This is a genomic window from Paenibacillus sp. Aloe-11, assembly GCF_000245715.1.
Classification (GTDB): domain Bacteria; phylum Bacillota; class Bacilli; order Paenibacillales; family Paenibacillaceae; genus Paenibacillus; species Paenibacillus kribbensis.
On the sequence record NZ_JH601050.1, the window covers coordinates 192,511 to 216,550 of the forward strand.

Below are 24,040 nucleotides of genomic sequence, written 5' to 3' on the forward strand. Positions count from 1 at the left end.
TATTTTCTTGGAAAATAGCTCTTTATATCAGTTATGGCAGCACCCCTTGGAAGCGTTGAATCGAGTGTATGCTCATTCGCAGCATCTAAGGGGTGTACTTGTGTCCACCTCCAAAGAATTTTGTAGGTTTTAAGTCCGCACAATGTTAGTTTTCGATTCAAGTTACTTATATTGAGTATGCCATGAAAAAAGTGGCGAAGGGTTTTATTTTATCTTTTCTAAAATAAAGGAGGAAAAAACATGCCAGCACCAGCTGTATCATGGCTTAAAACAGACAACGTAACAACACTATCAAAATGGGAGATCGGGACGATAGACGCGGGATCTTCTTCCCCATCTTTGGGTGTACTTATTTGGAACAACCGTGGGAATGCAAATAACGATTTTTCAACCATGACCAATTGTACCATTACAACCAAGGATAGCTCAGGTGGAGACAGCGGGGAGTTAGTCCTTAACACCTGGATCCAGGTACGTGTAGATAGTATGGGGGAATCTAGCTTTACATCTATTGGAGGTACAGCAACCAAAGTTATTCAGGCTGGAGGAAATACAGTCAACGCAAAAGGTACATTTTCTCCTGGAAATAAGGAAATTCTCGGTGTCATCAACGATGGCTCAGTTGGAAACTCCAAAGGCAACTACACACAAGTTACATTGCAAGCTAGCGTACCGGCTACAGCGACGGCGGGCAATGTTAATTTTCTGACCCGTGTAGCCTATCAATACGTCTAACAACATTTAAACAACAACCAATACAATGGGAGGAAGAATATCTATGTTTGCACAATGTAATGGATATTCTCCTGTATCGCAGGATTTTATTTGGCTGGGTGAGTACACAGATGGTACTCACCTATCTGAATATGATTTTGACACACAGGATGAAAACAGCTTTTACAAGCTTCAAAAGGATAAATTGATTCGATTCGGCTTGATAGGACATGGTCAAAAGTTTTACTTTGAGCGAGATGGCATTTTCAAGTTGGCAGGCCGAATGGTGGAGTTAATCTATTCGACACCGGACAGAGATTATAACCTGACCGGCAATATATTTCAGTCCTATTCAGATGTCATTTCCTATAAAGATGCGGAGGCTATCGGACTACCTAATTACAGCCCTGCTGCACTTGGGGAAAAAGGCATAATGGGCAATACAATTACCCAGTTTAATTTTGGTTATAAGACGGAGCTTGTAGTCCATGGTGTCCAATTCCATCTCAAAGCAATCTGTAAAATTCCATTTCATGCCCCTGTGCACATGGCTTTGCGAGTGGTATCAGATACTGAGCTGGATGGCAAGCTGCAGATTAAGGTCAATGGATTCGTGACAAAGGAATTTCAGGCCCCTTTAAAACCCAATATCGGAGGTGAGCTGAATTGGCTGGTTCAGTAATTCGCAACTATACTATTGAAGTTGACAAGATTCGTAAAAAATCTATTTTCCGCATATACCCGCATCCTGTAGAGATTTTAACTCCCTATGGGTGGGATAATATTCAGGAAGAATTCGAAGGACTCCAGGAAAAAGCGCAGGATAGCAACTATACATTAACGCCCGAAGAAGAGCTATTGCATCAACAATATCAGCAATTGGCTCTTTCCTTTTACGAAAATAAAATAGCTTCCACGATTATATTTGATACAGATGACCCCTCAGGGATTGAAATTGTAGGCAGAGATCGTGTCCAACACGTAATCGATGCCGAAACTCGGGAGGATATTCCTTACGGGCGGGAATTTGCTTATGTGTACGGAGCCTCCAACCTTAGTGGTACTATCATTTTGCCATATGATGATTATTCGGATGTATATGTAGTGAGTGATGCCGATGAGGATGGGATCGCTGAGCTGACTTATGTGAAGGCAAAAGAAGAAACCCAAGGAATAAGACCCTACTATGAGAAGCAGGACGGACAGACTTACATCTATGTGGATCACTTCTCAGGCGGCGGAGGTACGCAGGCCGATCCTTATATTGTATCTACTGAGCAGGACTTGAACGATGTCCGTAAAAAACCTAATGCCTGGTATTTGCAGGATAGGGACATTGTGATGGGAAGCTTTCAGAGCGGAGAAGGCTTTACGCCCATAAAGAGCTTTACGGGAATTTATGATGGAGGTGGTTTTTATATAAAGAGTCTTTATATTAACTCTTCTACCTCTGAAACTGGATTATTTGGTATCTGTGGCTGGGGCGGGCTTATTCGTAATTTAAGGCTGATAGATCCCAATATCTCTTCTTCTAAATCTAATGTTGCGGCATTGATAGGAACTGCGTATAATGCCAAAATTTATAACTGCAATGTAGTTGGAGGAGAGATTATCGGCGGGGGCAATGTAGGTGCCATTGTTGGATACGGTAGCAGTGATCTAAGACAAGCAGGTTACTTAAATACAAACACAGAAATTTACTATTGTTATAATTATAAGTGTGTTATTAGGACTACAGGAAACAATGCAGGGGGTATTGCCGGGAATTTGACTAATGGATATAACGGGTATATTGGAATAACCAACGTGTATTCAACTGGACTGGTCGAGGATATTACTGTAGCTAAAGAAAGAACTGGTATTGGAGGATTAATAGGCTTTAACAGCGGCTCCAGCTTCACAAATGGATTTTGGGATATGGAGAAGTCAACCTGTACGTATAGCGCACTGGGTAAGGGTTTGTCTACGTCAGAAATGAAAGATATGAGCTCCTTCTTGAACTGGTCATTTGATATCTATTGGTACATGAGTGAAGATTATAATGAGGGTTATCCAGAGCATAGACAATTTATTAGATATAGCCAAGGACTTGGAGAAGAAGCTAACCCGTTTATTATAACCACTGAATTTGATCTCAATCAGATGAGATGGTTTCGACAGGGCTACTATTTTCGTTTTGAAGATGATATTAAGATGACAGAGCATCAGACAGATAATGGCTTCATGCCCATTGGCTTTGATTTAGTTGGTAAAGAGCAGTATGTAAAGGCTTATATTAATGGTAATAATCGCAGTATCGCTAATTTGTTTATTTACAGGCCTGCTAACACTCATGTGGGTTTATTTGGAGTTATCAGTGGTGGTTTAATTGAAAACCTGGATATTATAGATCCCAACCTTACTGGAAAACAATATGTGTCTCCTTTCGGTTATGTTAGTAATGCTAAACTTTCTAACTGTCATACAGACACCTTTGCTTCAAGTATGATAAAAGGGACTTTTGTAGGTGGTTTAGTAGGTCAAGTACATGGAGGAGCAATTATTGAGGATTGCTCCTCCAATGTGAACATTTCAACAACCAATTATGGCGGCGGGTTTGTATCATCCCTTGGTGGAAATCCTATTATCAGAAGATGCTATGCATCAGGTAAAGGTGAGAATACGGGTGGATATATAGCTGGTTTTTTTGGGAATATTGAAGATTCCTCCACTTGTTTAGTTGAAGACTGTTTCACCAATACAGAGTTAAATGGTACCAGCGTAGGTCTCTTTGGCGGATATGTTGGGAGATATTCACAAGGAGCTATTGTACGACGCAGTATAGCTTATGGTAAAGGATACTATTCAGAAGGATTTTCAGGTTTTTTGGCGAGTAAATCGACTTATGAATCTCCTGCTTCCTGGACACAAAATTTTTGGGATAGGACACTAAACTCAAATGCAGCGACGAGTTTTGGAGCAGCAGGAATAACAACAGCTGAGCTGAAATTCCTTGGAACATATAATAATTCTAGTGGTTGGGATTTTACGAGCCTATGGCTGTTAGAGCAAAAGTATAATAATGGATATCCTGTTCTACGTAAACTTTTACCTGTTGATACCCCTATTTTAGGATTTAGAAATGAATTTGGCAAATACTATACGGATAATGCAGGAGAGCGGCTGCGCTACCTGGAGTTCGGTACATTAGTCGCCAGCCAAACCTCTTCTCCCAAACCGGTATGGGTGCAAAACAATGCTGATTTCCCGGTGAATCAACTCAAAGCATGGGTGGATAGTGCGACGGTAGCTAAAGGGATGGAAATTGATTTAAGCATGTCGGATACTCCGTTTTTACCTGCTCAGGAATTAGCCTTTAATGGCATCTTGGCCAGGGGCGGCGCGGAAAAGTTCTATGTCCGAATCAAGTCGGATATTACAGTGAAGACGGGTGGAACGTTTGATCTAAGGGCGAAAGCAAGCCCCATGTAATGATGTTCCAATACAATGGAATAGGGCGTGATGTTAATGTTTAGCAAGAGAGGATTAATCCTTTCCCTTCACGCTTCCCTTGCAGATCAAGGTTTGGAGTTTGGCTCCAACTCAAAACCCACTTCGCAATGGCATGATTTGAGTGGTAAAGGAAATCACGGCATACTGAACGGCTTCCAATTTACGAAAAATGATGGCTGGGTAGGAAAAAACACTCCCATCCAGCCCTATGCCCTGTTTTTTAACGGGACGAGTCAATATATCCAATGTGCAGGCGCGGATACCTCTAAGCCGATCACCAGCGTTACCTTTGAAGTTTGGATGTATTATATCGGGGGCAACGTTGTTTTGTCCTCCGGGGGGAAACTGGATAATACTGAGGGGAACGATACCCAGGGCATCTCGGTCAAGTTTAATCCTACAGGGGAATTGGAGCTTCAGATTGCGACCGACACGAGAAAAGCGTATGCCAACTTAGGCAGATTACCCCGAAATCAATGGTATCATATCGTTGGCTCATATGACGAAATTACAGGCAATCTAGCTACTTTTCTGAATGGCGCTCCTCAGGGAATTGTGCAAGCCCAATTTGCTGAACATAGCCAACGGCCCAATGGACTTTTTATTGGCAAGCAGAATACAGAAAATAACCAAGGTTTTCGTGGCTATATTCCCGTTGTACGATTGTACAATGTTGCGCTAACTATGGATGAAATCGTTGAAAACTATATGGCTGGTTACCTTTTGGGGATAAGTCATTCTGACATGCGCATTCACGCGAGCGTACCAGAAAGGCAGAATCTCACAGCATCCCTGCAAGTGGGAATTAGCTCGGGAGCTCAAGGGAAGCAGACCATTATTCCTGCCGACATGGCTGACATGTCTTCACATATAGTAGTTAGAAGGCCTATTGATGTAGTCAGCAATATGCGTATCAATACTCATGTTTCCGTAACAGCGCACTATGCGATCCATCCCGTGGATCAGGATGATATACAGAGTGCTATTGAAGTAAAGACAGCGGATAACCTTGTAGCTGTGCTGGGTGTTAGTGCATCGGGGAAAACGAAAGTAAAGGCTCGTTATGGTGTCCTGCCTGTGGATCACAGTGATGTTCAAGGCAGGATGGCAGTTATGGTGTCCGATAATCTCACTGCTATGCTTAGTGTTAATTCAACAGCTACTGCCATAGTCAGGTACGATGTGAAGCGGCTCATACCGGATGATTTACGATCCAGCCTGAGTGTTGTGCAGCAGGGATTACATTCCTGGATATTGGTGCAAGTCAATACTATATTAGCCGCTCAATATCAGATTCATGCTGTTCAGGAGCAAAACTTCAAAGCTGTAATCAAGGTCAAACAGCCGAATGATATCGTCGGCAGCTTGATAGTCAATTTTCAAGCAAGAGGCAACGGAAAATATCAGGTACGGAGAATTGAGTCTGTTAATCTCAGCTCCAACCTGCAAATTAAGTCTATTGATCAAGTACATTCATCATTGTCTGTACAAACGCATACTCACCTGGTCGTGAAATATGGGATAGAGCCACTTGGGGATGGAGATTTAACTTCCCTCCTAACGGTACCCCATATATCCAAACTACACAGTAGCATTCAGATAGGCACTCATACCCGAATCATGGGGCACTACCATATTCATAAGCGTCATGTTACAGATTTAGATTCTAGTCTGCAAATTAAGAAAACGGAGAATCTACCTTCATTCTTATCTGTTTCATCCTGTACCCAGTCTACCGGCAGATACCGGATAACTTCCCGAAGTTATGATGATCTCCCATCTGCAATGACGGTTCGGGAAGTTTCGAATATGGCCTCATCCATAGGAGTTGCACCTTATACCTGGATGAAAGGCAGATATGATGTTATTGAGCCTCCGGCGTACACGACGAGCATTTATGCTAATAAAGATGCTTTTGTTCGTGAGTCTCAGCCCAGATTAAACTATGGTGTTGAGGAACAAATGTATGTCGGATATTCTGCATCGGCGCAGGAGAGATATCGAGCTTATGTCGGCTTTGATTTGGATACTGCTTCTATTCCCGAGAAAAATACGACGATTAAATCAGCCGAGCTCAAAGTGTATTTCGATGGCCGCAACGTACCTCTAAAAGGGATACAGCTAATTGAAGCATCCAAAGAATGGTCAGAATATGGAGTTACATGGCAAAATCAACCGTTTCCGTTTGGGTTTAGCAACCCGGATTCAACCTATAACGGTATAAACATCGTTCAGGATGTAGGTGGAGATTCAGGGTACATTTCTTTTGATGTGACGGATTCCATTCGTGCATGGTATGAAGGAAAAAGGGCGAATTTTGGATATATCTTTAAAGCTCTGGATGAATTTGAACATGGAAGTATTCGTTTTTTTACCAAGGAGCAAAAGTCGTATCGTCCTATATTAGTGATTAGCTACTATGATACTCGTATCTATAGTTTAGGCAGAAATAGTATGGCAGGTGCCCTTACCACTCGTGTAAGCAAAGGGTCGCAGCTTAAAGGCTCATTACGCATTAAACAGTCCTATGGAGCAACGGTTTGGAAGGGAAGCCTGTTTGTCCATAACCAAAGGGAGATCCTGGCCGATATTACAGTGACGGTACCTAACGTAAACGGTAAAGTGTCCGTAAGACGTAAGGATAATCATTCTTTAGAGGCTCAGCTTATTGTTGCTGTTGCACGTGAGCATTCAATAGACAGCGCTCTATGGGTGAGTAGGAAAATAATACCTTCCAATATGTATGTCTTTTACAGGGAGAACATGGCTTCCAGGCTGAGCGTTGCCCGCTGGGCAGCTCCGTTTCCCGAACTTCCGGCAAAGATTCTTGTCAACCGTAAGGAAACGCTTGGGTCGATCCGTGTAAGAAGGACAGCGCATCAGGATATCACTTCTGGTATGAAGCTGAGTATCCCTAATATATTGGGGAGCATAACCGTCTTCCAGGGAGTAGTAAAGAAAAGCTCTATTTCCGTCCGTAGATCTCGTGAGGCGGATCTGATGGTGGAGGGGCATATACTTCATAGACAAAATATGCCTGCGGATATGAATGTCCACAATCCTGATTTTTACGGCAGGCTTCAAATTGTGTTTAGTAGTCAGCTCATGTCCGATTTGTCTATTAGAACAAGAGCACATTCCGGGCTGCCTTCAACGATCACGATACCGCAGAATGCCTCTTTGAGATCATGTATAGCGATTTGGCCGAAAAAAGATGTGCCTTCAAGCCTCACTGTACTTTCAGGAAATTTGCAGGCCTCTATATCCATCCCGTACCATCAAAGAATGGATATGCAGTCACGGATTACAGTGCGAGTGAAGCTCATTTCTGATCTGGAAATTGCAGTGGGAGTAAGATCCGGCAATTTAGGCTCTAACATAAAGGTTCAAGTGGACAGCTATACGGATCAGCCTTCTCACCTGCGAATCAGACGTAGTCATTTGGACAATATCTTAAGTGAGCTTTACGTAAAAACTTGGGAGAAATCTGAACTTAAAGGCAGGATCAGTGCACGGAAAAGCCGTGAATCTGATCGATGGTTTCGAATCTCGGTGCGTCTTTCCGATCAGCAGGATTGGGATAGCGAGCTATCGGTTCGTATTATGGAACACCATGATCTGAATTCTGAAGTGGGCATTAGACGGGATGCAGCGTATGATCAAATTTCTCACGTTACCATTCGACATTCAGAGCAAACAGAGCTTCCAGCAGATTTAGGGATTAGGGAGCATAGTCATATCACAGGCTATCTTACTGTGAGAAGGACAGCACAGAAAAGCTTACAAAGTGGTATGAATGTGTGGGAGAAATCCGTTTTCACTGGTTCAGTGGTGATCAGACAGTATCGACAAAATGATCTTCACGGCTCCATGGATATTTGGAAAAGATCTATAATGAAAGGTCATATTTCCGTATGGCAAAAATCATTGCTTTCTGGAGCTATACAGATTCAGGTTTATGACGATGTAGCATCCAGTATAGAAGTGGCTACCGAATACGGATACTGCTATATCATGTAAAATTAACCCCTGCTATCCGTAGTAGGGGTTAATTTTTACCGATTTTTACTTATATTGATCCTGACGGGAAGAAAATAGACAACAGGTAGGTGATGTGAGCTGGACATAAATATAATAACCGCAGTTATTGGAGTCATCGGTACAGCCATTTCAGGAGTCATAGGCTACGCCAGCGGTCGTAGTAATAATAAGGTTACAGATCGAGAGCTATTGTCCAAAGATGAGCAGGCTTTCCGGGTTTCCTTAATGGATGCCTTGTCGAGCCATAGGGAGGAAATCCATCGCTTAAGAGAAGAGGTAGCGGTGCTTCAGGCTGAAAATTTAAGCTTGATCGCAGAAAATAGATCCTTGAATGCAAAGGTAGAGGCATTGGTAGCCAGACTTGAAGGTGGATAGGTAGCAGATTTTTAGGTTGGCAGCTGGAAATAGAGGGTTATATCCATATATCCCCTCTGTTTCTATTAAAATATTGAAACAGGTCTTGTGAAACATGAAACGTTTCTTTTGATTGATTCAAAAGACTTATTTCAAAAGGTTGTATACACAAAAAAAGTAGAACAATATAACCAATTGAAATAACATCAACCAATTCTAGGAATTGACAAGGTTATATATACCTATTAGAATGAGAACAAAGGTTCGCATTTTTAAAAAAAGTAATAGATATATTGCAACTCTTCTGAGAGATATGACGACTATTAGAGTAGCATCCTAAAAATTATAAATTTTTTTAGGTAATTGGAACTGATACAAATGTATTACGTATTAAAAAAGAGTAAGGTATAATAAAGAAAAAAGTGGAAACTAATTGCCGAATGTTGAAATCCAGAAAGGAGACGTGATACACATTCTTGGGGAGGGAACAAAGTGAATTGAACCTATTTAATTAAAATAAACTAAAATAGGAGAGCCGCAATGATAACGACAAATGTTAGTTCATTTAACCCAGATACCTTAAATCATATTTTTAACTTTATACTTCGTGGTGTTAACGAGGAGGATCGAGAAGATGTGAAACAGGATTCTATCGTTCAAATTCTGACAGCAATCCACAAAGGCAACATAAAAAAGGATATATCTACTTTTTCACATACAGTCATTAAACGTTCTGTAGTTGATTATTATCGTAAAAAAAAACGTAAAATTACACAATACAGTACAATCGTTAACTTTTGCGATGGCGTAGATGAAGAAGACTCAATGGCCAATTATTACTCGGTTCAAGTGAATGATTACGGGTTTAAATTAACAGACGTAAAAGTAGACTATTTAAGCAATCGTGACAGATTCACAAAACAGGAGCAACGAATCTTAAATTTTATGTTATTCACTGAAGAGGGAATGGACATGAAACCTACAGAAATCGCCCATTATCTCGATATTCATAAATCCCATGCTTGTCGAGCTATGAAAAAACTAAGAGAACTCTATAAAACTGAACTTGAAAAATAAATAATCTGATATACGACTATCAGAAAAAAAATCCAATCCAAAAGAAAATAGAAAGGCACTACGCACTGCCCCTTACTATACATTCTTAGTATACATATCTGACTGAGGCATTGCAAGTGAATGATTCTGAAAATTTAATGAAAATTGTTAAAGAGGAGGGGAATTTACATGCTGAGTCGCTATATAGTTGGTGGGAGATTAGATCCACCTTTCTATCCTACCAAAACAAAGCCCTGCATAGCAAGCCGAAGAGTTGATATAGATGGTTTAAGGGCGTTAGAAAGTAAAAGGATGGTAGCAGACACCTTTAAGATATCCAATGATCTGGAATTTTTCGCTATTTCAATAAAGGCAGATACGATTACCCCTGCCGATTACTGGTCCCTAGTGGTTGATGAAAAGCTAATTGTTAACCACGTTTATTGTAAAGATTATAGTGAAGGCCTCTATTTTCAAGTAGCTCATCCTGTAAAGGGAGGGCGAGAATTTCGTTTTGAATTTTACACGGAGAGTGCTGAACGCAAAAGAATAGAAACATCCTACTATTTTTTGATAGACCCGGAGGTTGTTCTTCATCTGAATGGTCTAACGGACCAAAGCTATGATCTATTCTCTATCTGACCGGGTCTAAAAAAAGTGGTCTAGGGAGGTTAAAGAACATGATCGGCTATATGAATAAATGCCCCCTCTGTGGGGCGGAATCTTCTTTTGTTCCTGAAGAGATGGAATGTGATCAATCCCTTGTTCTTTGGTGTAAGCACTGTGGGGATTATATTAATCAGACCATAACGCTGGAATCTCTGAGAAGGTGGTGGGCAAGATACGACGCAGGCGAAGATGCATATAAGCCGCCGGTGAGCAAGAATACCCTGCTGAAGTTTGAAAAGCTGGAACAAACGCTAGCAAATGAACCTGACTGTAACCTGAATCGGGTGGAAATACATCTCAAGGATTTTACGAATTACCACTACACTGATGTTAAAGAAACACAGTAGACAGCGTTAATTGTATCACCATATAAATTTTAAAATGCAGCTAAATCAACTGTGGAGGAAATGATATGAACCATATGAACAACAACATGTATCAGCCAGATGGGGAAGATTCTGATTCAGTAGAATTTATGCAAATTATTAGCAAAATTCAGAGAGTTGTTAAAGAGAATAAGGAGCTTAAAAGGAAAAATCATCACTTAATTTCCCAAAATAGACAACTTGCAGCCCGTCATCAGTTGCTTGAACTACAAATGAATGAATATATGTCTCTAGCTCAGGAAATGGAGCAGCAGCTTCTTACCCAGCGTGAGTATGTATTGGATTCTATGCAAACGAATCAGGCGCGTTCAAAGAATTTTTTATACTTGGATGATTCCGGCCATACGTATCTCATTAACTATTCAGATGAATAAATTTTAAAAAGGTAGACTAGCTAGTGAAATTTGAACGTGATCAATGTAGAAGGATATTCATTATACTGATATCGCTAGAAAACGGGGTGAACGAATTGCTCAGTGATACGTATGTACAATTAAGAAAACCTGCTGTGAAGGATATGCATAATATAAAGCTGATCTGTGCTTGTAAAGAGAACAAAGACCTTCTTGGAGAATTTTTGCAAGAGAATCGGAAGTTTATGTTTTCGATTATTATGCGATATAAGGGAAGTATAGAAGAGCTAAAAATGAAATTTAAGGTTACTGAAGACGACTTATACCAGCATGCATGTATAGGATTACTAACGGCACTCAAGGATTTTGATATTCATCGAGGAATTAAATTTACTACGTATGTAGTACGGCCTATTTTATGGGAGGTTAATCAATTATTATATAGCAACTCACAAGAGGTAAGACTTAGTCGGGGAGCTATTGATATGATCCGAAGGATGGTAGAAATTGAAGACACGCTAGGCTACAGGCCGTGTGAGCAAAAAATGGCGAAGTTTCTTCAAGTTCCTATAGAGCGTTACAGAGAAGTTGCTCAATTCAGTGATGCAATGGAACATATTGAATCCATAGATAACTTTGAAGCTACAGACAACTCACAAAGTAACATCGATGAGCATGTGATTAATAGGGTTTATGTTCAACAACTGTTATGTAGTTCTCTATTTACAGAACACGAAAAAACGGTAATGCGCTTAATTATGCAAGGAGCTAATAACTCCCGGATATCGGAAATACTCCACGTATACCCGATGACAATTAGCAGGACATTAACACGCATCAGGAACAAAATAGACAAGCAAAAACAGGATGCAGAGAATCCCCAAATCGAAACTCAATCCAAATACAGAGATGAAATTGACTTAATTGTAGAGAAAAGTAAAGAGCAAAAACAGGTGTTGAATGTTACAGACATTCAAGATGCACTTGAAATATCCGGCTACGATATTTCAAAGTATTCAAAGCGAATTCTTTACTATATCCGTAAAAAAGCAAAACTAGCTATCTGAATTATAGCAAAGTTACACACAAATCACAACTGCTCTCGGATAAAATAAGGAAAATAAAGTGTATTTTCATTGAGTACTGGGACCAAGGGGGAAAAAGCCCATGCATTTTAAGCATGAGCTTTAATATGAAAAAAGAAATCAAACTTATCCCAGCACCGTCAGCTCTTTTGGAAAAGAGGTCAGTACTTCTACACCATCAGAGGTAACCAGAACGTCATCTTCAATCCGCACACCGCCGAGACCTGGCACGTAGATGCCTGGTTCTATCGTGAACACGAAGCCCTCATGAAGCAGGTCATTATTGCCACCGTGAACAGAGGGGTATTCATGAACACTCATGCCAAGACCGTGTCCAACCCGATGGTTAAAGGCAGGACCGTATCCGGCGGCTTCAACAATAGCCCTTGCGGCCTGGTCTACAGATGCACAGGTTACTCCTGGGCGAGTAGCGGCAATCCCGGCTTCGTTCGAGCGGAGAACCGTATTATATATCGTTTCCAGCTCAGCCGACAGCTTTCCAAAAGCAAAAGTACGCGTAATATCCGAAGCATATCCATCGGAGTACACACCCATATCAAACATGAGCAGATCGCCGTACTGCAGCTTGCGGGTGCCTGGAACACCATGGGGGAGAGCTGTTTTGGGTCCAGACAGCACCGTGGTGTCGAAGGAAGGACCGTCTGCTCCGATTTTTTTCATCTGGTATTCGATCTCAGCCACCAGCTCGACTTCCGTCACGCCTTCACGTACATGGGTTAGGCCGTGACGAAGAGCATCTTCCACCAACCGGGCGGCATGTTTGAGTCGTTGTACTTCCTCAGGAGTTTTTCGCACACGCATTTCTTGAAGCACAGGACCCAAATCCACATATTGAGCGGCACCAATGGCAGTATGTAGTTGTTCGTAACGGAGAACAGAGACGTGTTCCTTTTCCAGTGCGAAGGCTTTCACTCCGCTGCCTGCACGTTGACGCAGCAGATCATATGGATTGTCCGTATCGGTGTGGGTGGATATGCGGGTTACGGAAGAAGCCGCTTGGGCGGCCTCTGCATCCAGGGCAGGGACGATCAGTTCAGGCTCTTGATCGCGAAGCAGTACCAGACCGAGAAAGCGTTCATGCGGCTCGCTGGCAAAGCCTGTCAGGTAGTAAATATGCTTGGGATCAGTTACGAGTAGGCCGTCCCATGCTTGTGACTTTAGTTCATTATACAGCCGGGTTATTTTATCATTCATTCAGATTCATTCCTTTCTATTTATTCATTATAGCTCTTCATGTATAACGATTTGTAGCTTTGAATCACTTATCCCCGTTCCTGGCTTAATGCTTGGAGGCGAGCCTGTACATTCCGATCATAAAAACCACCATGGTAGCAGAGTACCTTCTCAGCATCCAATACAGTCAGTTTATCTAGACTCTTCAAGGCCAGTGGCATATCCGGCGTAGCCGATTCAGCGGGGCCAACCAGTTCACCCTCGACTACACGCAGCTCATCCGCTGCCAAAAGCAGCTTTTGTGCGGGTACATACAAGCTGATATGCCCTGGTGTGTGGCCTGGTGTATGAATAATCTGTACTCCTCCACCATAAGGCAGATGCTCGCCGTCTTCAAGAATATGAGCAAAGCGCAAATCTGGCAGGCGTCGAATCATATCCTCGGCTTGCTGCTTGAGCGCAATATCCATCAGATTTATCCGTTCCGGCGTCAGCTTCACAAACGGCCTTTCCCCTGTCATGTAAGGAACGTCATCTTTATGAGCCAGCAGAGCCGTATTCGGCAGCAAGTCCAGCAATGCGTGAACATTCCCGATATGGTCAATATCCTGGTGTGTTAAAATAATTCTCTTCAGGCGGTTGATATCTTCCCCCGCATCAGCAATGGCTTTGCGCAATGGTTCCAATTGGCCGAGCATCCCTGTGTCAATCAGCGTAAGTCCGTCCTCATCCTTGAGCAGCACAGGATAAATGGTTGTTTTTCCAAAAAAGGATTCCATAGGTACTTCCAGAATCAAGATTTGAGTTCCAATATTCATGTCAAGTTGCCCCAGAATCCTTTGAATTCTGAAGCATACCTCCTTGTCTCATGTTGTTAAATGGGTTGACTATGTTGTTGTACATCTTAAATTCTATTATAGGACCCTTTGTATCTAATCCGCAAAAACAACTCGATATGGCTGTTCCGGCGCTTATCTTGTACAATGAATAAATCACCACTACGGGAGGCGGATATGAACAATGAATCAGGAACAATCTTTTTCCATTGAATTTGCACGCAGGGAGGACCTTCCCGATATTGTGGACATCTATAATTCTACGATTGCGAGTCGAATGGTCACAGCAGATCTGGAGCCGGTGACGGTGGAAAGCCGTATTCCGTGGTTTGAAGCTCATCAGGAAAACCATCGGCCGTTGTGGGTTTTGAGGCAAAAAGGGGGCATTGCTGGGTGGGCCAGTCTTCAATCCTTTTACGGGCGTCCAGCTTATAACGGTACGGCAGAAATCAGTATTTATGTTCACGAAACTTCCCGTGGAACCGGAACAGGAAGTCGTCTGGTCCAGCATATGCTACATGAATGCCCAAGACTTGGTGTTACAACGCTGTTGGGATTTGTATTTGGTCACAATGAGCCGAGTATTGCGTTGCTACGGAAGTTTGGATTTGAACAATGGGGTTATTATCCACGTGTTGCCATACTGGATAACGTTGAGCGGGATTTGGCAATATTGGGTAGACGAGTGGATGATGTTGAGGGATAACCGGAACAACAAACGAACGTGCAAAGATAGTTAACGTAGAAGGCTGTCTCCAAGGCTCATACACTGAAAGGTGCGTGATTTTGGAAGCAGCCTATTTTCATTGCTTTTTAATGTGAGGTCTAAAACGTATGCTGCGAAAAATTTGATTGATTACTTCGGATAACACTAACCCGACAGCAATGGCCCCTGCGATCATCAATGTGCTTATGGCCAGCTCCAGTGCCTGGGGATAATTATGCTGTACAAACTGACGCATGGCATTATAGGCCATGCCCCCTGGAACGAGTGGAATTATGCCTGCCACGCTGAAAATAATCACGGGCATTTTGTACAGTCTCGCAAAGCCTTGACTGACAATGCCGATAAGGACCGTTGCCAAAAGGTTTGCACTCACAGGTCCCATACTACCCGTGGTTGAATAATAGACGAGCCAGCCGAGCATACCGACAAAACCGCATTGCAGCAGCGAGCGCCGGGGAGCGTGGAAAAGAATGCCGAAAGCAGCGGTGGCAATAAAGCTTGTGAATAATTGTGCAAGCATAAGCCTGGATCTCCTCCGAATCACATATACGTAATGATAACTGCAACGCCAGCCCCGATGCCAAAAGACGTCAGGCATGCATCAGCACCCTTGGAAAGTCCCGAAACGAGATGTCCGGCCATTAAATCACGGATGGCATTGGTAATTAACAAGCCTGGCACCAGTGGCATGACAGAGCCAATAATGATTTTGTCCATCATCTGTCCCCAGCCTGCTATCGTGAGCAGAGCCGCCAGCAAGCCGATCAAAAAAGATGCGGAAAACTCTGAGAAAAACTTAACCCTAACGAGCCTGTGAAAATATTGCACGGATGCGAAGCCAATACCGCCGCACAGCACGGCTGCGGGGAAGTCTCGCCAGACTCCACCAAACATAATCATAAAACAACCGCTAGCCAGAGCCGCGGCTACCAGCTGTACACGATTGGAATAGCGGAGAGGACCGCATTCAATCTCCGAAAGCTCCTTTACGGCATCGCGGGGAGACAAGTTACCTGTGCTGATTTTACGTGAAATGGAATTCACCTCGGTCACCTTGTGCAAATCGGTGGTCCGCTCTACGATGCGGATGAGTTTGGCAGGCTCCGAGTTGTTAATGGCAAAAAAAATCCCGGTCGGTGTTACATAGCTATGGGACTCCGGTAAACCGTAGGCCAAGGCAATGCGGGACATTGTGTCTTCGACGCGATAGGTTTCAGCTCCATTTTGCATCATGAGTTTGCCGGCCAACAGACAAACCTCGACGATCTCAGGAGTAGGATAGGAATGATTATTCATGCTCGCTCTCTTTCATGCGTACCGGGTCGTTTGACCCTATTATTTTCATTTATTGTAGCACAAAAAGCCGCCTTTTCAGAGGCGGTGATGCTGGGGAAATTCAAGAATTCGTTTAAGATTCCACCGTGTCCGGAATAACTGTATAATAGGACTCTTCCAAATATGCTGCGGCTTTAGACAGGCCCATAGATTTAAGCTGTCCTGCGACAAAAGCACGAAGGGCGGAATGGGTGAACAGATGCCGTGTCTGGGCATCCCGAATAAAAGCCAGCCTGGCTTCATACGATCCGCTGCGAAACAACTCACGCACAGCTTCACCTTGCTCTTCCCAATGGAAGGGCTCTGCCACGCTCAAAAGGGCGCCTTCTGCATTAAAAGAGTGATGCTTTGCAGTAGAAAATCTCCGAATGCCCAAGCCGTTCAACGTAGGAGCCGCTTCATTTTGCTTCCGTTCCAATCGCAAACGGTCGATGTAGACAGCCATATCCCGAATGGGCTGGATCCCGAAGCGTTCCCGAAAGCATTCGCGTACAAATTGCGTTCGTTCATCTGTAGCTTGAGGCACTCGCTGACCCACATATCCAGAATAGTCCTCACCATTGGCGAAGTACCGTTTTAATGAACTATTTTCTGTGTAAACCACGCTTAAAAAATCCTGCAAATGGCGGGCAACCACCCATACACCTGTCCAATCAACAGGGGATACGCACACAATGGGAGTCTGTAAAAGATCCTTTTCAAGTCCAAAATCGGTTAAAAATCCATAATGTATTCCGTCTACACCTGCATGGGCAAAAGGAATGACATCTGGCGGTGTAGCCATATATCGGGGTGCCGGGCCCTGCTCCATAATCAGTCCCAAATCAAAACCCAGAGAATGCCGGTTCGCTTCAAGCTCCTGTTCAAATTCGATAAGTGCCTCAATCAAAGGTGTAGCTGATCCATAGGCTAAGTTAGAACCGGAATTCATCGTGTATGCCTCCCTTTTCCAAGTACATCCGTAAAGCGTTCATCCCTAAAAGGTACGTGATTTTACACGAAATGTAAACCTGTATAATGGAACTTTAACAAAAATGTGACCTTTTACCTGTGTGTGGTCTTTTCAGTGTATGTTGGCAGCTGTGAAGCGTGAATGCGATAGACAGAATGTGAAAGGGCAGGGTGCAACGCAACAGGTGGGCGGGTATAATATCAGGACAAGGTGAAGATGAGCATCATCCAAAGATTTTACAGAAAGAAGTGGGTATATGGATTTGCAAAAGAAGGCAGTCTTTTTTGATGTAGATGATACCATGTATGATCATTTGCACCCTACACGTGACGCGCTGCGTACAGTATTAGGATTAAATGAGCGTTTTCCTTATGAGGAAGCCTATCATCGTATCCGTTATTATAGTGATCTATTGTCGGCCCAAGGAGGACTATTGGAAGGAAAGGCAGGATCGGATGAATTGGACGATATGAGGGAGGGGCGTTTCGTCCTGGCTTTACAGGAATTCGGGGTGAATATCACCCGTGAGCAGGCAGTACATGTTCAAAAAGTATACCTGGATCGTCAGTATCGGATAGAGCCTTTTGAAGGAGCAACTTCCTTAATGGATGCATTGAGCTCGGCTGGATATTTGGTCGGCTTGATTACGAACGGTCTTGAAGAGCACCAGATGAGCAAAATCAAGGCGATGGCGCTGGAAAATCATGTTGCACCAGAGCATATCTTTGTCTCTGGAACTGTTGGCTATGCCAAGCCTGATCCACGCATTTTTGAAGTGGTGAACGAGCGGACAGGAACTTTGGCAGAGCATTGCTGCTATATCGGGGATTCCTGGCGGAATGACGTGGCGGGAGCTACAGCCGCGAATTGGCGGACGATCTGGTTCAACCACCGGAATGCTTCCCCGGAATCTGACGTGCTGGGAGCCTATGAAACAGCGTCCAGCTATGCGGATTTAAAGAAATTACTGCTGCCATGTTCCCAAACCAATCCTGCATCATTGTGAATCCGTTTCTGAGGATGACCCGTAATACAACTTATCCGGCATATGTCTAACCTCATTTGAAGTGGTATAGAACAGAGAAGGAAGGGGTTGCACATGGTTGAACAATGGAGACAAGCAGACGATATCATACGTCAAGTGACCGTTTACAGTACGGAGGATAATGACCCGGTTACCATTAAAACAGTCACTCAGGACGTCCGCTGTATTGGCATCGGGACCGATGCGGCCGTATTTACACTTGATTCATTACCCGGCTACGCGTTCAAGGTGTACTCAGACATGGCGATCGAGAAAAAAGATGCGGAGGCCCATGTATATGAGCTTTTGCAGGGGTCCGATTTTTTTCCTCGTTATTACGGGAAGGGCGATAAATACATTGTTATCAGCTATGAATCCGGCATTACGCTGCTAGATTGTCTGCTGCAAGGGATTCCGGTGCCGGAACAGGTCATTCTGGATGTGGAAGAGGCGAGGGAATTTGTCCGATCCAAGGGATTGAACCCGCGTGATATTCACCTCAAGAATGTGCTGATGCAAGATGGACGAGCCAAGGTATTGGATGTATCCGAGTATGTCAAGGAAGGCGATGACAAACGATGGGAGCATCTGGTATGGGCGTATCACACGTTTTATTCAGGTATATCAGGGGTTAAAGTCCCGTCCTGGATTTTGGATACGATCAAAAAGTGGTATTACAGGCTGGATAACTCCAGCTTCAATCTGGAGGAGTTTGCCCAGCGGGCCAGTCAATTGTTCTCTAAATGGAGATCATAGCAGCTGTTGCGATAACCCATTTAGCGCCTGAATTTTTCATAAAAAAAGGATTGCACCCGTAATAGGGGAGCAATCCTTTTCTTTTATCTGAAATCTCGGGGCACTCTTCTGGCAACACCGCTCGCAATGGCGGCTTTAATGACCATTTCCCGTACCCGCTGAACCGCAGTCTCGTTGAATACACCGGGAATAATATACAGCTTGTTTAATTCCTCGGGACGGATGGTGTTTGCGATGGCTTCTGCTGCCGCCAACTTCATCTCCTCGTTAATTTCACGGGCACGGCAGTCGAGCGCTGCCCGGAAAATACCGGGGAAACAAAGCACATTGTTAATCTGATTCGGATAGTCAGAACGTCCTGTGGCGATGACACCTGCAATATCCTCGACTTCCTCTGGCGCAATCTCGGGCACCGGGTTAGCCATGGTGAAGAGCACAGGAGCCTTGTTCATACGCTTCACGTCTTCTCGTCGCAGCACTCCACCTGCCGATAGACCGATAAACACGTCAGCGTCCTTCAGAACCTCAGATAGCGTGCCAGACAGCCGTTCAGGGTTGGTATGCTGCGCATACCAGTTCCACATCGAATTCTCATAGGCCTCATCAGCTGTAATCGCTCCGTGACGGTCTACGCCGATGATGTTGACAGCTCCCGCCGATAGCAAAATCTTGGTGCAAGCCACACCTGCCGCCCCGATACCGCACACGACAATTTTAACATCGGACAGTGATTTGCCGACGACCTTGAGCGCATTGATCAGGCCTGCATATAGAACGACAGCTGTGCCGTGCTGATCGTCATGAAAAACAGGAATGTCCAGCTCATTACGCAGCCGCTGCTCAATCTCAAAGCAACGTGGTGACGAAATATCCTCCAGATTAATGCCGCCAAAAGCTGGGGCCATTTGCTTAATGGCCTTGATGATTTCCTCGGTATCCTGCGTATCCAGGCAAATCGGAAAGGCATCAACGGAACCGAGCTGCTTGAATAGCATGGCTTTGCCTTCCATGACCGGCATAGCTGCATAGGGACCAATGTTACCCAGCCCGAGAACGGCGCTTCCGTCAGAGACGACAGCAACCGTGTTGCGCTTGATCGTCAACCGAAAGGCTTTGTCCGGCTCCTCATGAATGGCCATGCATACACGTGCCACATCCGGGGTATATACCCTGGATAAATCGTCGCGATTCTGAATCGGCACCTTGGGCTGCATCTCAATTTTACCCCCAAGGTGCAGCAGAAAGGTACGGTCAGAGATGGACAATACTTTTACGCCTTGTGCCTTTTTGATCCGGGCAATCATTCGGTCGATTTCTGCTGGATCGGCCATGGTAACCGTAATATCCCTCACCGTGACTTTCTCAGAGGTACGAATGACGTCAATCGCAATTACATCTCCGCCATGTTCGTTTACCAGCGTAATCAATTGACCAAATTGGATGTGCTCGGTGGAAATTTCCAGTCGTAAAATGATGTTTTTACCGCCAATACCGCCTTGCATACAAATTCCTCCTTTATGTTGCATAACAAAATCAATTGATTGCGCTTACAATCGATAGTGCGCTTAAAACTGGCTGTTGATATTTCAAATTAGTGGTTTCTTCCCCTATCATATTGAACATTCTCCCACTTGTACAGATAAAGCTGGAAGATATCGATGACTTTGTATCAAAAAAAGGACAAAAGCCCGGCTATATCCCAGCCCAAGCGATCGTCCTTTTTTGGTCACATCATATTTTTACCGTAGTAAATTTCGTCCATTTCAGTTTTGAGGCGTGTTGATATATTTCGCTGCTCGCTCACGCTCAGGCTTTCCTTGGTATACCCGAACAGATAATTGTCCAAATCGAATTGCTTTAGCTTGCATTTGGTATGAAAAATATTTTCCTGATACACGTTCACGTCTATCATGTCATACTCACTGCGCACTTCGTCAGGGATATAGTTTTGAATGGAGGCGATGTCATGGTCAATGAACAGCTTGTGTCCATGCGTATCACGCGTAAAGCCGCGTACCCGATAATCAATCGTCATAATATCCGTGTCAAAAGAATGGATCAAATAATGGAGTGCCTTCAGCGGGGAAATTTCTCCACAGGTAGAGACATCAATATCTGCTCGGAATGTACTAATCCCCTCGTCTGGATGATACTCCGGGTAGGTGTGGACAGTAATATGACTCTTATCCAGCTGCATTACGATAGAGTCAGGCAGAGGGCCGGGGGATTCCGCGTATGATTCAGTTGGCATCTCCACAATAGGCCCTTCCGATATAAGCACTGTTACGCTTGCTCCTTGAGGAACATAGTCCTGCTGGGCCACGTTGAGCACATAGGCGCCGATAATGTCGGATACATTTTTCAGGATAGCTGTCAGCCGGTCCGAATTGTATTGTTCATCAATATATTCAATATAGGCTTCACGTTCTTCTTTGGTTTTGGTGTAACAGATATCATACATATTGAAGCTTAATGATTTGGTCAGATTGTTAAATCCGTGCAGGGTAATCCGCTGTTCCGATGTGATGGTCATAGGCTATTTCCCCTTATGGTTGCAGTATTCATACATAATATTCCCAACGTTTCTGTTCATATACCGATTCATCAAATCAGTTCAGTTATGTAGCTATGTATATACTTTATTTCTTCCTCAGTGATTTTTAAGTAACAGGATTTATAATGTTGAGTATGCACATGAGGAAAAAGGCTATATGTGCCTCCGCTCAAGTGTGGAAAAATGGTACGCTAGAGGATTGATTGCTCTGTTTTTGGAACAGAATAAACAATGGACTCGTAGTAAAACAGAAAATCCGGGTTAGTGGTCGCTCATTCTAAACACACTTCATTTTTTGACGTTTAAAAAGCATATGTCATCTTCACAATACTAAAAATTTAACCGAATATGATTATAGACACCGGAACAGTGATTTTGTATATTGCATAAAACAAGAAAAGCAACTTCAGCTAATCATATGCGTATAATGGAATAAACGTAAGAAGCTAAGAATTATGAAGTTAAAATGAATGTTGATCGTAAAAGGAACTGTACAACCCTAGCCTATGTTACTGTAAGAAAAACGGTGGAAGGAGTATCAAGATGCTGGCTTTGTCCGATCCGGTCTGGAATTTGCTCCAAGGCCCTTACGGTTCTTCTCAATACGTTCCGGAAATGTTGAACCAGCTCCAAGCCGGATATGACGGCGAGATAGCTGACACCTTGTATTGGGAGGAACTGTATCACCAAAACACGTTGTATTCTTGTACATTTGCAGCCGTACCCTACCTTGTAGACATTGCATTAAACAGCTCTGATGTAGGTATTCGTGCGGATATATATAACATTTGCGGAATATTCGAGGCGAAAAATTACAATCCCTTACATACCAAAGTTCCACTGGAATTTGCAAGGGATCAGATAGAAGTGGATTCTAGTGTGGCGGAATATATTTATGAGCAATATCGACATGCCATTGTCCGACTTGCACAGATGACCGAAGAAATGGTGCTTTATGCGAAAGAACACGAGGGAAATATAGGCAAACGTTATGTTTTGGCTGCAGCTGCTGCCTTTCAAGGCTATCGCAGTATAGCTTATATGCTTCAAAGTTTCGATACAGGTGATGAATATACGCTGGATTGTCCACATTGCGGTATTCCGCTCTATATTTGGCCTGCTGAACAGAGTGATGCCCTGATCGTTTACGATAAAGATCCTGTGCATTCAAACAGCCTGATTCCCCATCCGATTCACCCCGGTTTATTGGATCACAGAGGTTCTGATGTACAATGGCTACATGAGTATGCTCTGAAAATCGAAGAAAACAAGCTTCCAAGCCATCTGCCCTATTTAAACGGCTGGCTAAATTGTCCAGTATGCAATACTCCCGTTTACATATGGGATGAGCTGATGAAAATGGCTGACGGTGTTCGGAAGCATACCGCTTAATCCTCAAAACCAGGAGCTGCCCACAGCCCCTGGTTCTCCATTCATATTTCCATCCAATCTCTGTATGCCCTGTACAATTTTAATCTCGAAACAGATTCAAAAAGGTCTTAGGCGTGTCGGATTCAAAACGCAGCAATACCCCGGTAACGGGATGAACAAATGACAATACTCGCGCATGCAGACCAAGGCGGCCAATCGACTTGGATTTGGAGCCGTATTTTTTGTCTCCAACAATCGGATGACCGATATCCTCCATGTGTACGCGAATCTGGTTCTTGCGTCCGGTCTCCAAACGTACTTCCAGCAAGGAAAAATGCCGATTGGCCTGAAGCAGCTTGTAATGAGTGACCGCGTGTTGCCCGTCATTTGGATAAGGACTGGAGTACATTTTCAGCGTTTTGCTTTCCTTCAGCCATGAGGAGATCGTGCCCTCCGTTTTTTTAATCTGACCTTCTACGAGAGCAATATATGTTCGTTCATACACAACTTCCTTCCATGCTTGCTGCATTTGCTGCTGTACGGCTTCGCTTTTGGCAAACATCATGACTCCTGATGTATCACGATCCAAACGATGCAGCACAAAAATACGATTGTACGGATGTTCTCGCCGCACATGGGCCGTAAGCTGGCGGTAGGCGGTCACTTCCTTTTCCTGCGCAGAGGCGACGGACAGAAGCCCGGCATCTTTATGAATGACGATGATGGCTTCATCCTCATGTAAAATACGCAGCCCGGTCAGCGGCACCTCGGGAGCAATTTTTTCCTTGGAGAGTGTGACGGTTTGACCTTGCTCCAGCGGGAAGTTGTGCACTGTGCGTGCCACGCCGTCTACAGACACTTGTCCCCGGGCAAGCGCTGATTTGATGGAATTACGTCCCATGCCGGTGACATGCTCTACCAAAAAGCTCAGCAGCTCGGCAGGTTTTTGTACGATGTATGTTTTTGCAGGTGTTTTATCAAAAGTGCTCGCTTTGCCTCGTGCTTCCGGTCTAGGAGAGCCGGGTTTTCCGGCAGATGTGTGGTTGCGCTTGGAGCCACCTGTGGTAAACGTTGATTTTGTTCGATTTTTTCGTTGGGGTTTCCGATTGTTCATGGATTCTTTCTCCTTCTTGGTACCGTA

General features: G+C 43.8%; 21 protein-coding genes. 13 read left to right on the forward strand and 8 right to left on the reverse strand.

What is annotated here, in order from left to right:
• Positions 1-240: 240 nt before the first annotated feature.
• From WG8_RS06955 to WG8_RS07000, 9 genes are all read left to right on the forward strand, one after another.
• On the forward strand, positions 241-735 hold the full coding sequence (locus WG8_RS06955; RefSeq protein WP_007429431.1) for a hypothetical protein: 495 nt from the start codon (positions 241-243) through the stop codon (positions 733-735).
• A gap of 43 nt (positions 736-778) precedes the next feature.
• Positions 779-1,396, forward strand: a complete 618-nt coding sequence (locus WG8_RS06960) for a hypothetical protein (RefSeq protein WP_007429432.1) — start codon at positions 779-781, stop codon at positions 1,394-1,396.
• Positions 1,381-4,185, forward strand: a complete 2,805-nt coding sequence (locus WG8_RS06965) for a GLUG motif-containing protein (RefSeq protein WP_007429433.1) — start codon at positions 1,381-1,383, stop codon at positions 4,183-4,185. The genes WG8_RS06960 and WG8_RS06965 overlap by 16 nt, the downstream gene beginning before the upstream one ends.
• Before the next feature lie 36 nt (positions 4,186-4,221).
• On the forward strand, positions 4,222-8,226 hold the full coding sequence (locus WG8_RS06970) for a DNRLRE domain-containing protein (protein WP_007429434.1): 4,005 nt from the start codon (positions 4,222-4,224) through the stop codon (positions 8,224-8,226).
• Positions 8,227-9,141: 915 nt separating this feature from the next.
• On the forward strand, positions 9,142-9,678 hold the full coding sequence (locus tag WG8_RS06980; RefSeq protein ID WP_043890851.1) for a sigma-70 family RNA polymerase sigma factor: 537 nt from the start codon (positions 9,142-9,144) through the stop codon (positions 9,676-9,678).
• A 168-nt stretch (positions 9,679-9,846) separates the two neighbouring features.
• Entirely contained in the window at positions 9,847-10,299 is a 453-nt protein-coding gene (locus WG8_RS06985) for a hypothetical protein (RefSeq protein WP_007429436.1), read from the forward strand.
• Between the two features lie 38 nt (positions 10,300-10,337).
• Positions 10,338-10,673: a hypothetical protein gene (locus tag WG8_RS06990; protein WP_007429437.1), complete on the forward strand. Its 336-nt coding sequence runs from the start codon at positions 10,338-10,340 to the stop codon at positions 10,671-10,673.
• A 65-nt stretch (positions 10,674-10,738) separates the two neighbouring features.
• Positions 10,739-11,086, forward strand: coding sequence for a hypothetical protein (locus tag WG8_RS06995; protein WP_007429438.1), 348 nt, complete (start codon positions 10,739-10,741; stop codon positions 11,084-11,086).
• A gap of 23 nt (positions 11,087-11,109) precedes the next feature.
• Positions 11,110-12,132: a sigma-70 family RNA polymerase sigma factor gene (locus tag WG8_RS07000; protein WP_083837551.1), complete on the forward strand. Its 1,023-nt coding sequence runs from the start codon at positions 11,110-11,112 to the stop codon at positions 12,130-12,132.
• A 144-nt stretch (positions 12,133-12,276) separates the two neighbouring features.
• Here the strand turns inward: WG8_RS07000 and WG8_RS07005 are convergent, their stop codons facing one another.
• Both WG8_RS07005 and WG8_RS07010 read right to left on the reverse strand, forming a co-directional pair.
• Entirely contained in the window at positions 12,277-13,365 is a 1,089-nt protein-coding gene (locus WG8_RS07005) for a M24 family metallopeptidase (protein ID WP_007429440.1), read from the reverse strand.
• A 68-nt stretch (positions 13,366-13,433) separates the two neighbouring features.
• The gene (locus WG8_RS07010) at positions 13,434-14,162 is read right to left on the reverse strand and encodes an MBL fold metallo-hydrolase (protein WP_007429441.1); all 729 of its coding nucleotides are present in this window, start codon (positions 14,160-14,162) and stop codon (positions 13,434-13,436) included.
• 202 nt (positions 14,163-14,364) lie between these two features.
• Here WG8_RS07010 and WG8_RS07015 point away from each other — a divergent pair, with 202 nt between their 5' ends.
• The gene (locus WG8_RS07015) at positions 14,365-14,886 is read left to right on the forward strand and encodes a GNAT family N-acetyltransferase (protein WP_007429442.1); all 522 of its coding nucleotides are present in this window, start codon (positions 14,365-14,367) and stop codon (positions 14,884-14,886) included.
• 97 nt (positions 14,887-14,983) lie between these two features.
• Here WG8_RS07015 and WG8_RS07020 read toward each other — a convergent pair whose 3' ends face one another.
• The 3 genes from WG8_RS07020 to WG8_RS07030 form a co-directional block, all read right to left on the reverse strand.
• The gene (locus WG8_RS07020) at positions 14,984-15,427 is read right to left on the reverse strand and encodes a threonine/serine exporter family protein (protein WP_007429443.1); all 444 of its coding nucleotides are present in this window, start codon (positions 15,425-15,427) and stop codon (positions 14,984-14,986) included.
• Positions 15,428-15,447: 20 nt separating this feature from the next.
• Complete coding sequence (locus WG8_RS07025; RefSeq protein WP_007429444.1) at positions 15,448-16,203, reverse strand: threonine/serine exporter family protein; 756 nt, start codon at positions 16,201-16,203, stop codon at positions 15,448-15,450.
• Between the two features lie 112 nt (positions 16,204-16,315).
• Entirely contained in the window at positions 16,316-17,173 is an 858-nt protein-coding gene (locus WG8_RS07030) for a hypothetical protein (protein ID WP_007429445.1), read from the reverse strand.
• A gap of 277 nt (positions 17,174-17,450) precedes the next feature.
• Between WG8_RS07030 and WG8_RS07035 the strand changes: the two genes are divergently transcribed.
• Positions 17,451-18,200 (forward strand): HAD family hydrolase, encoded by a 750-nt coding sequence (locus WG8_RS07035; RefSeq protein ID WP_007429446.1) that lies wholly within the window; start codon positions 17,451-17,453, stop codon positions 18,198-18,200.
• Between the two features lie 93 nt (positions 18,201-18,293).
• Complete coding sequence (locus WG8_RS07040) at positions 18,294-18,974, forward strand: hypothetical protein (RefSeq protein WP_007429447.1); 681 nt, start codon at positions 18,294-18,296, stop codon at positions 18,972-18,974.
• 83 nt (positions 18,975-19,057) lie between these two features.
• Here the strand turns inward: WG8_RS07040 and WG8_RS07045 are convergent, their stop codons facing one another.
• Together WG8_RS07045 and speD are read right to left on the reverse strand one after the other, a co-directional pair.
• Positions 19,058-20,476 (reverse strand): NAD-dependent malic enzyme, encoded by a 1,419-nt coding sequence (locus WG8_RS07045; RefSeq protein WP_007429448.1) that lies wholly within the window; start codon positions 20,474-20,476, stop codon positions 19,058-19,060.
• Between the two features lie 224 nt (positions 20,477-20,700).
• Positions 20,701-21,507, reverse strand: a complete 807-nt coding sequence (gene speD / locus WG8_RS07050) for an adenosylmethionine decarboxylase (RefSeq protein ID WP_007429449.1) — start codon at positions 21,505-21,507, stop codon at positions 20,701-20,703.
• Between the two features lie 564 nt (positions 21,508-22,071).
• On the opposite strand from speD, the gene WG8_RS07055 reads away from it, so the two are divergent.
• On the forward strand, positions 22,072-22,920 hold the full coding sequence (locus WG8_RS07055) for a hypothetical protein (protein WP_007429450.1): 849 nt from the start codon (positions 22,072-22,074) through the stop codon (positions 22,918-22,920).
• A 79-nt stretch (positions 22,921-22,999) separates the two neighbouring features.
• Here the strand turns inward: WG8_RS07055 and WG8_RS07060 are convergent, their stop codons facing one another.
• Complete coding sequence (locus WG8_RS07060; protein WP_007429451.1) at positions 23,000-24,013, reverse strand: RluA family pseudouridine synthase; 1,014 nt, start codon at positions 24,011-24,013, stop codon at positions 23,000-23,002.
• Positions 24,014-24,040: the final 27 nt, after the last annotated feature.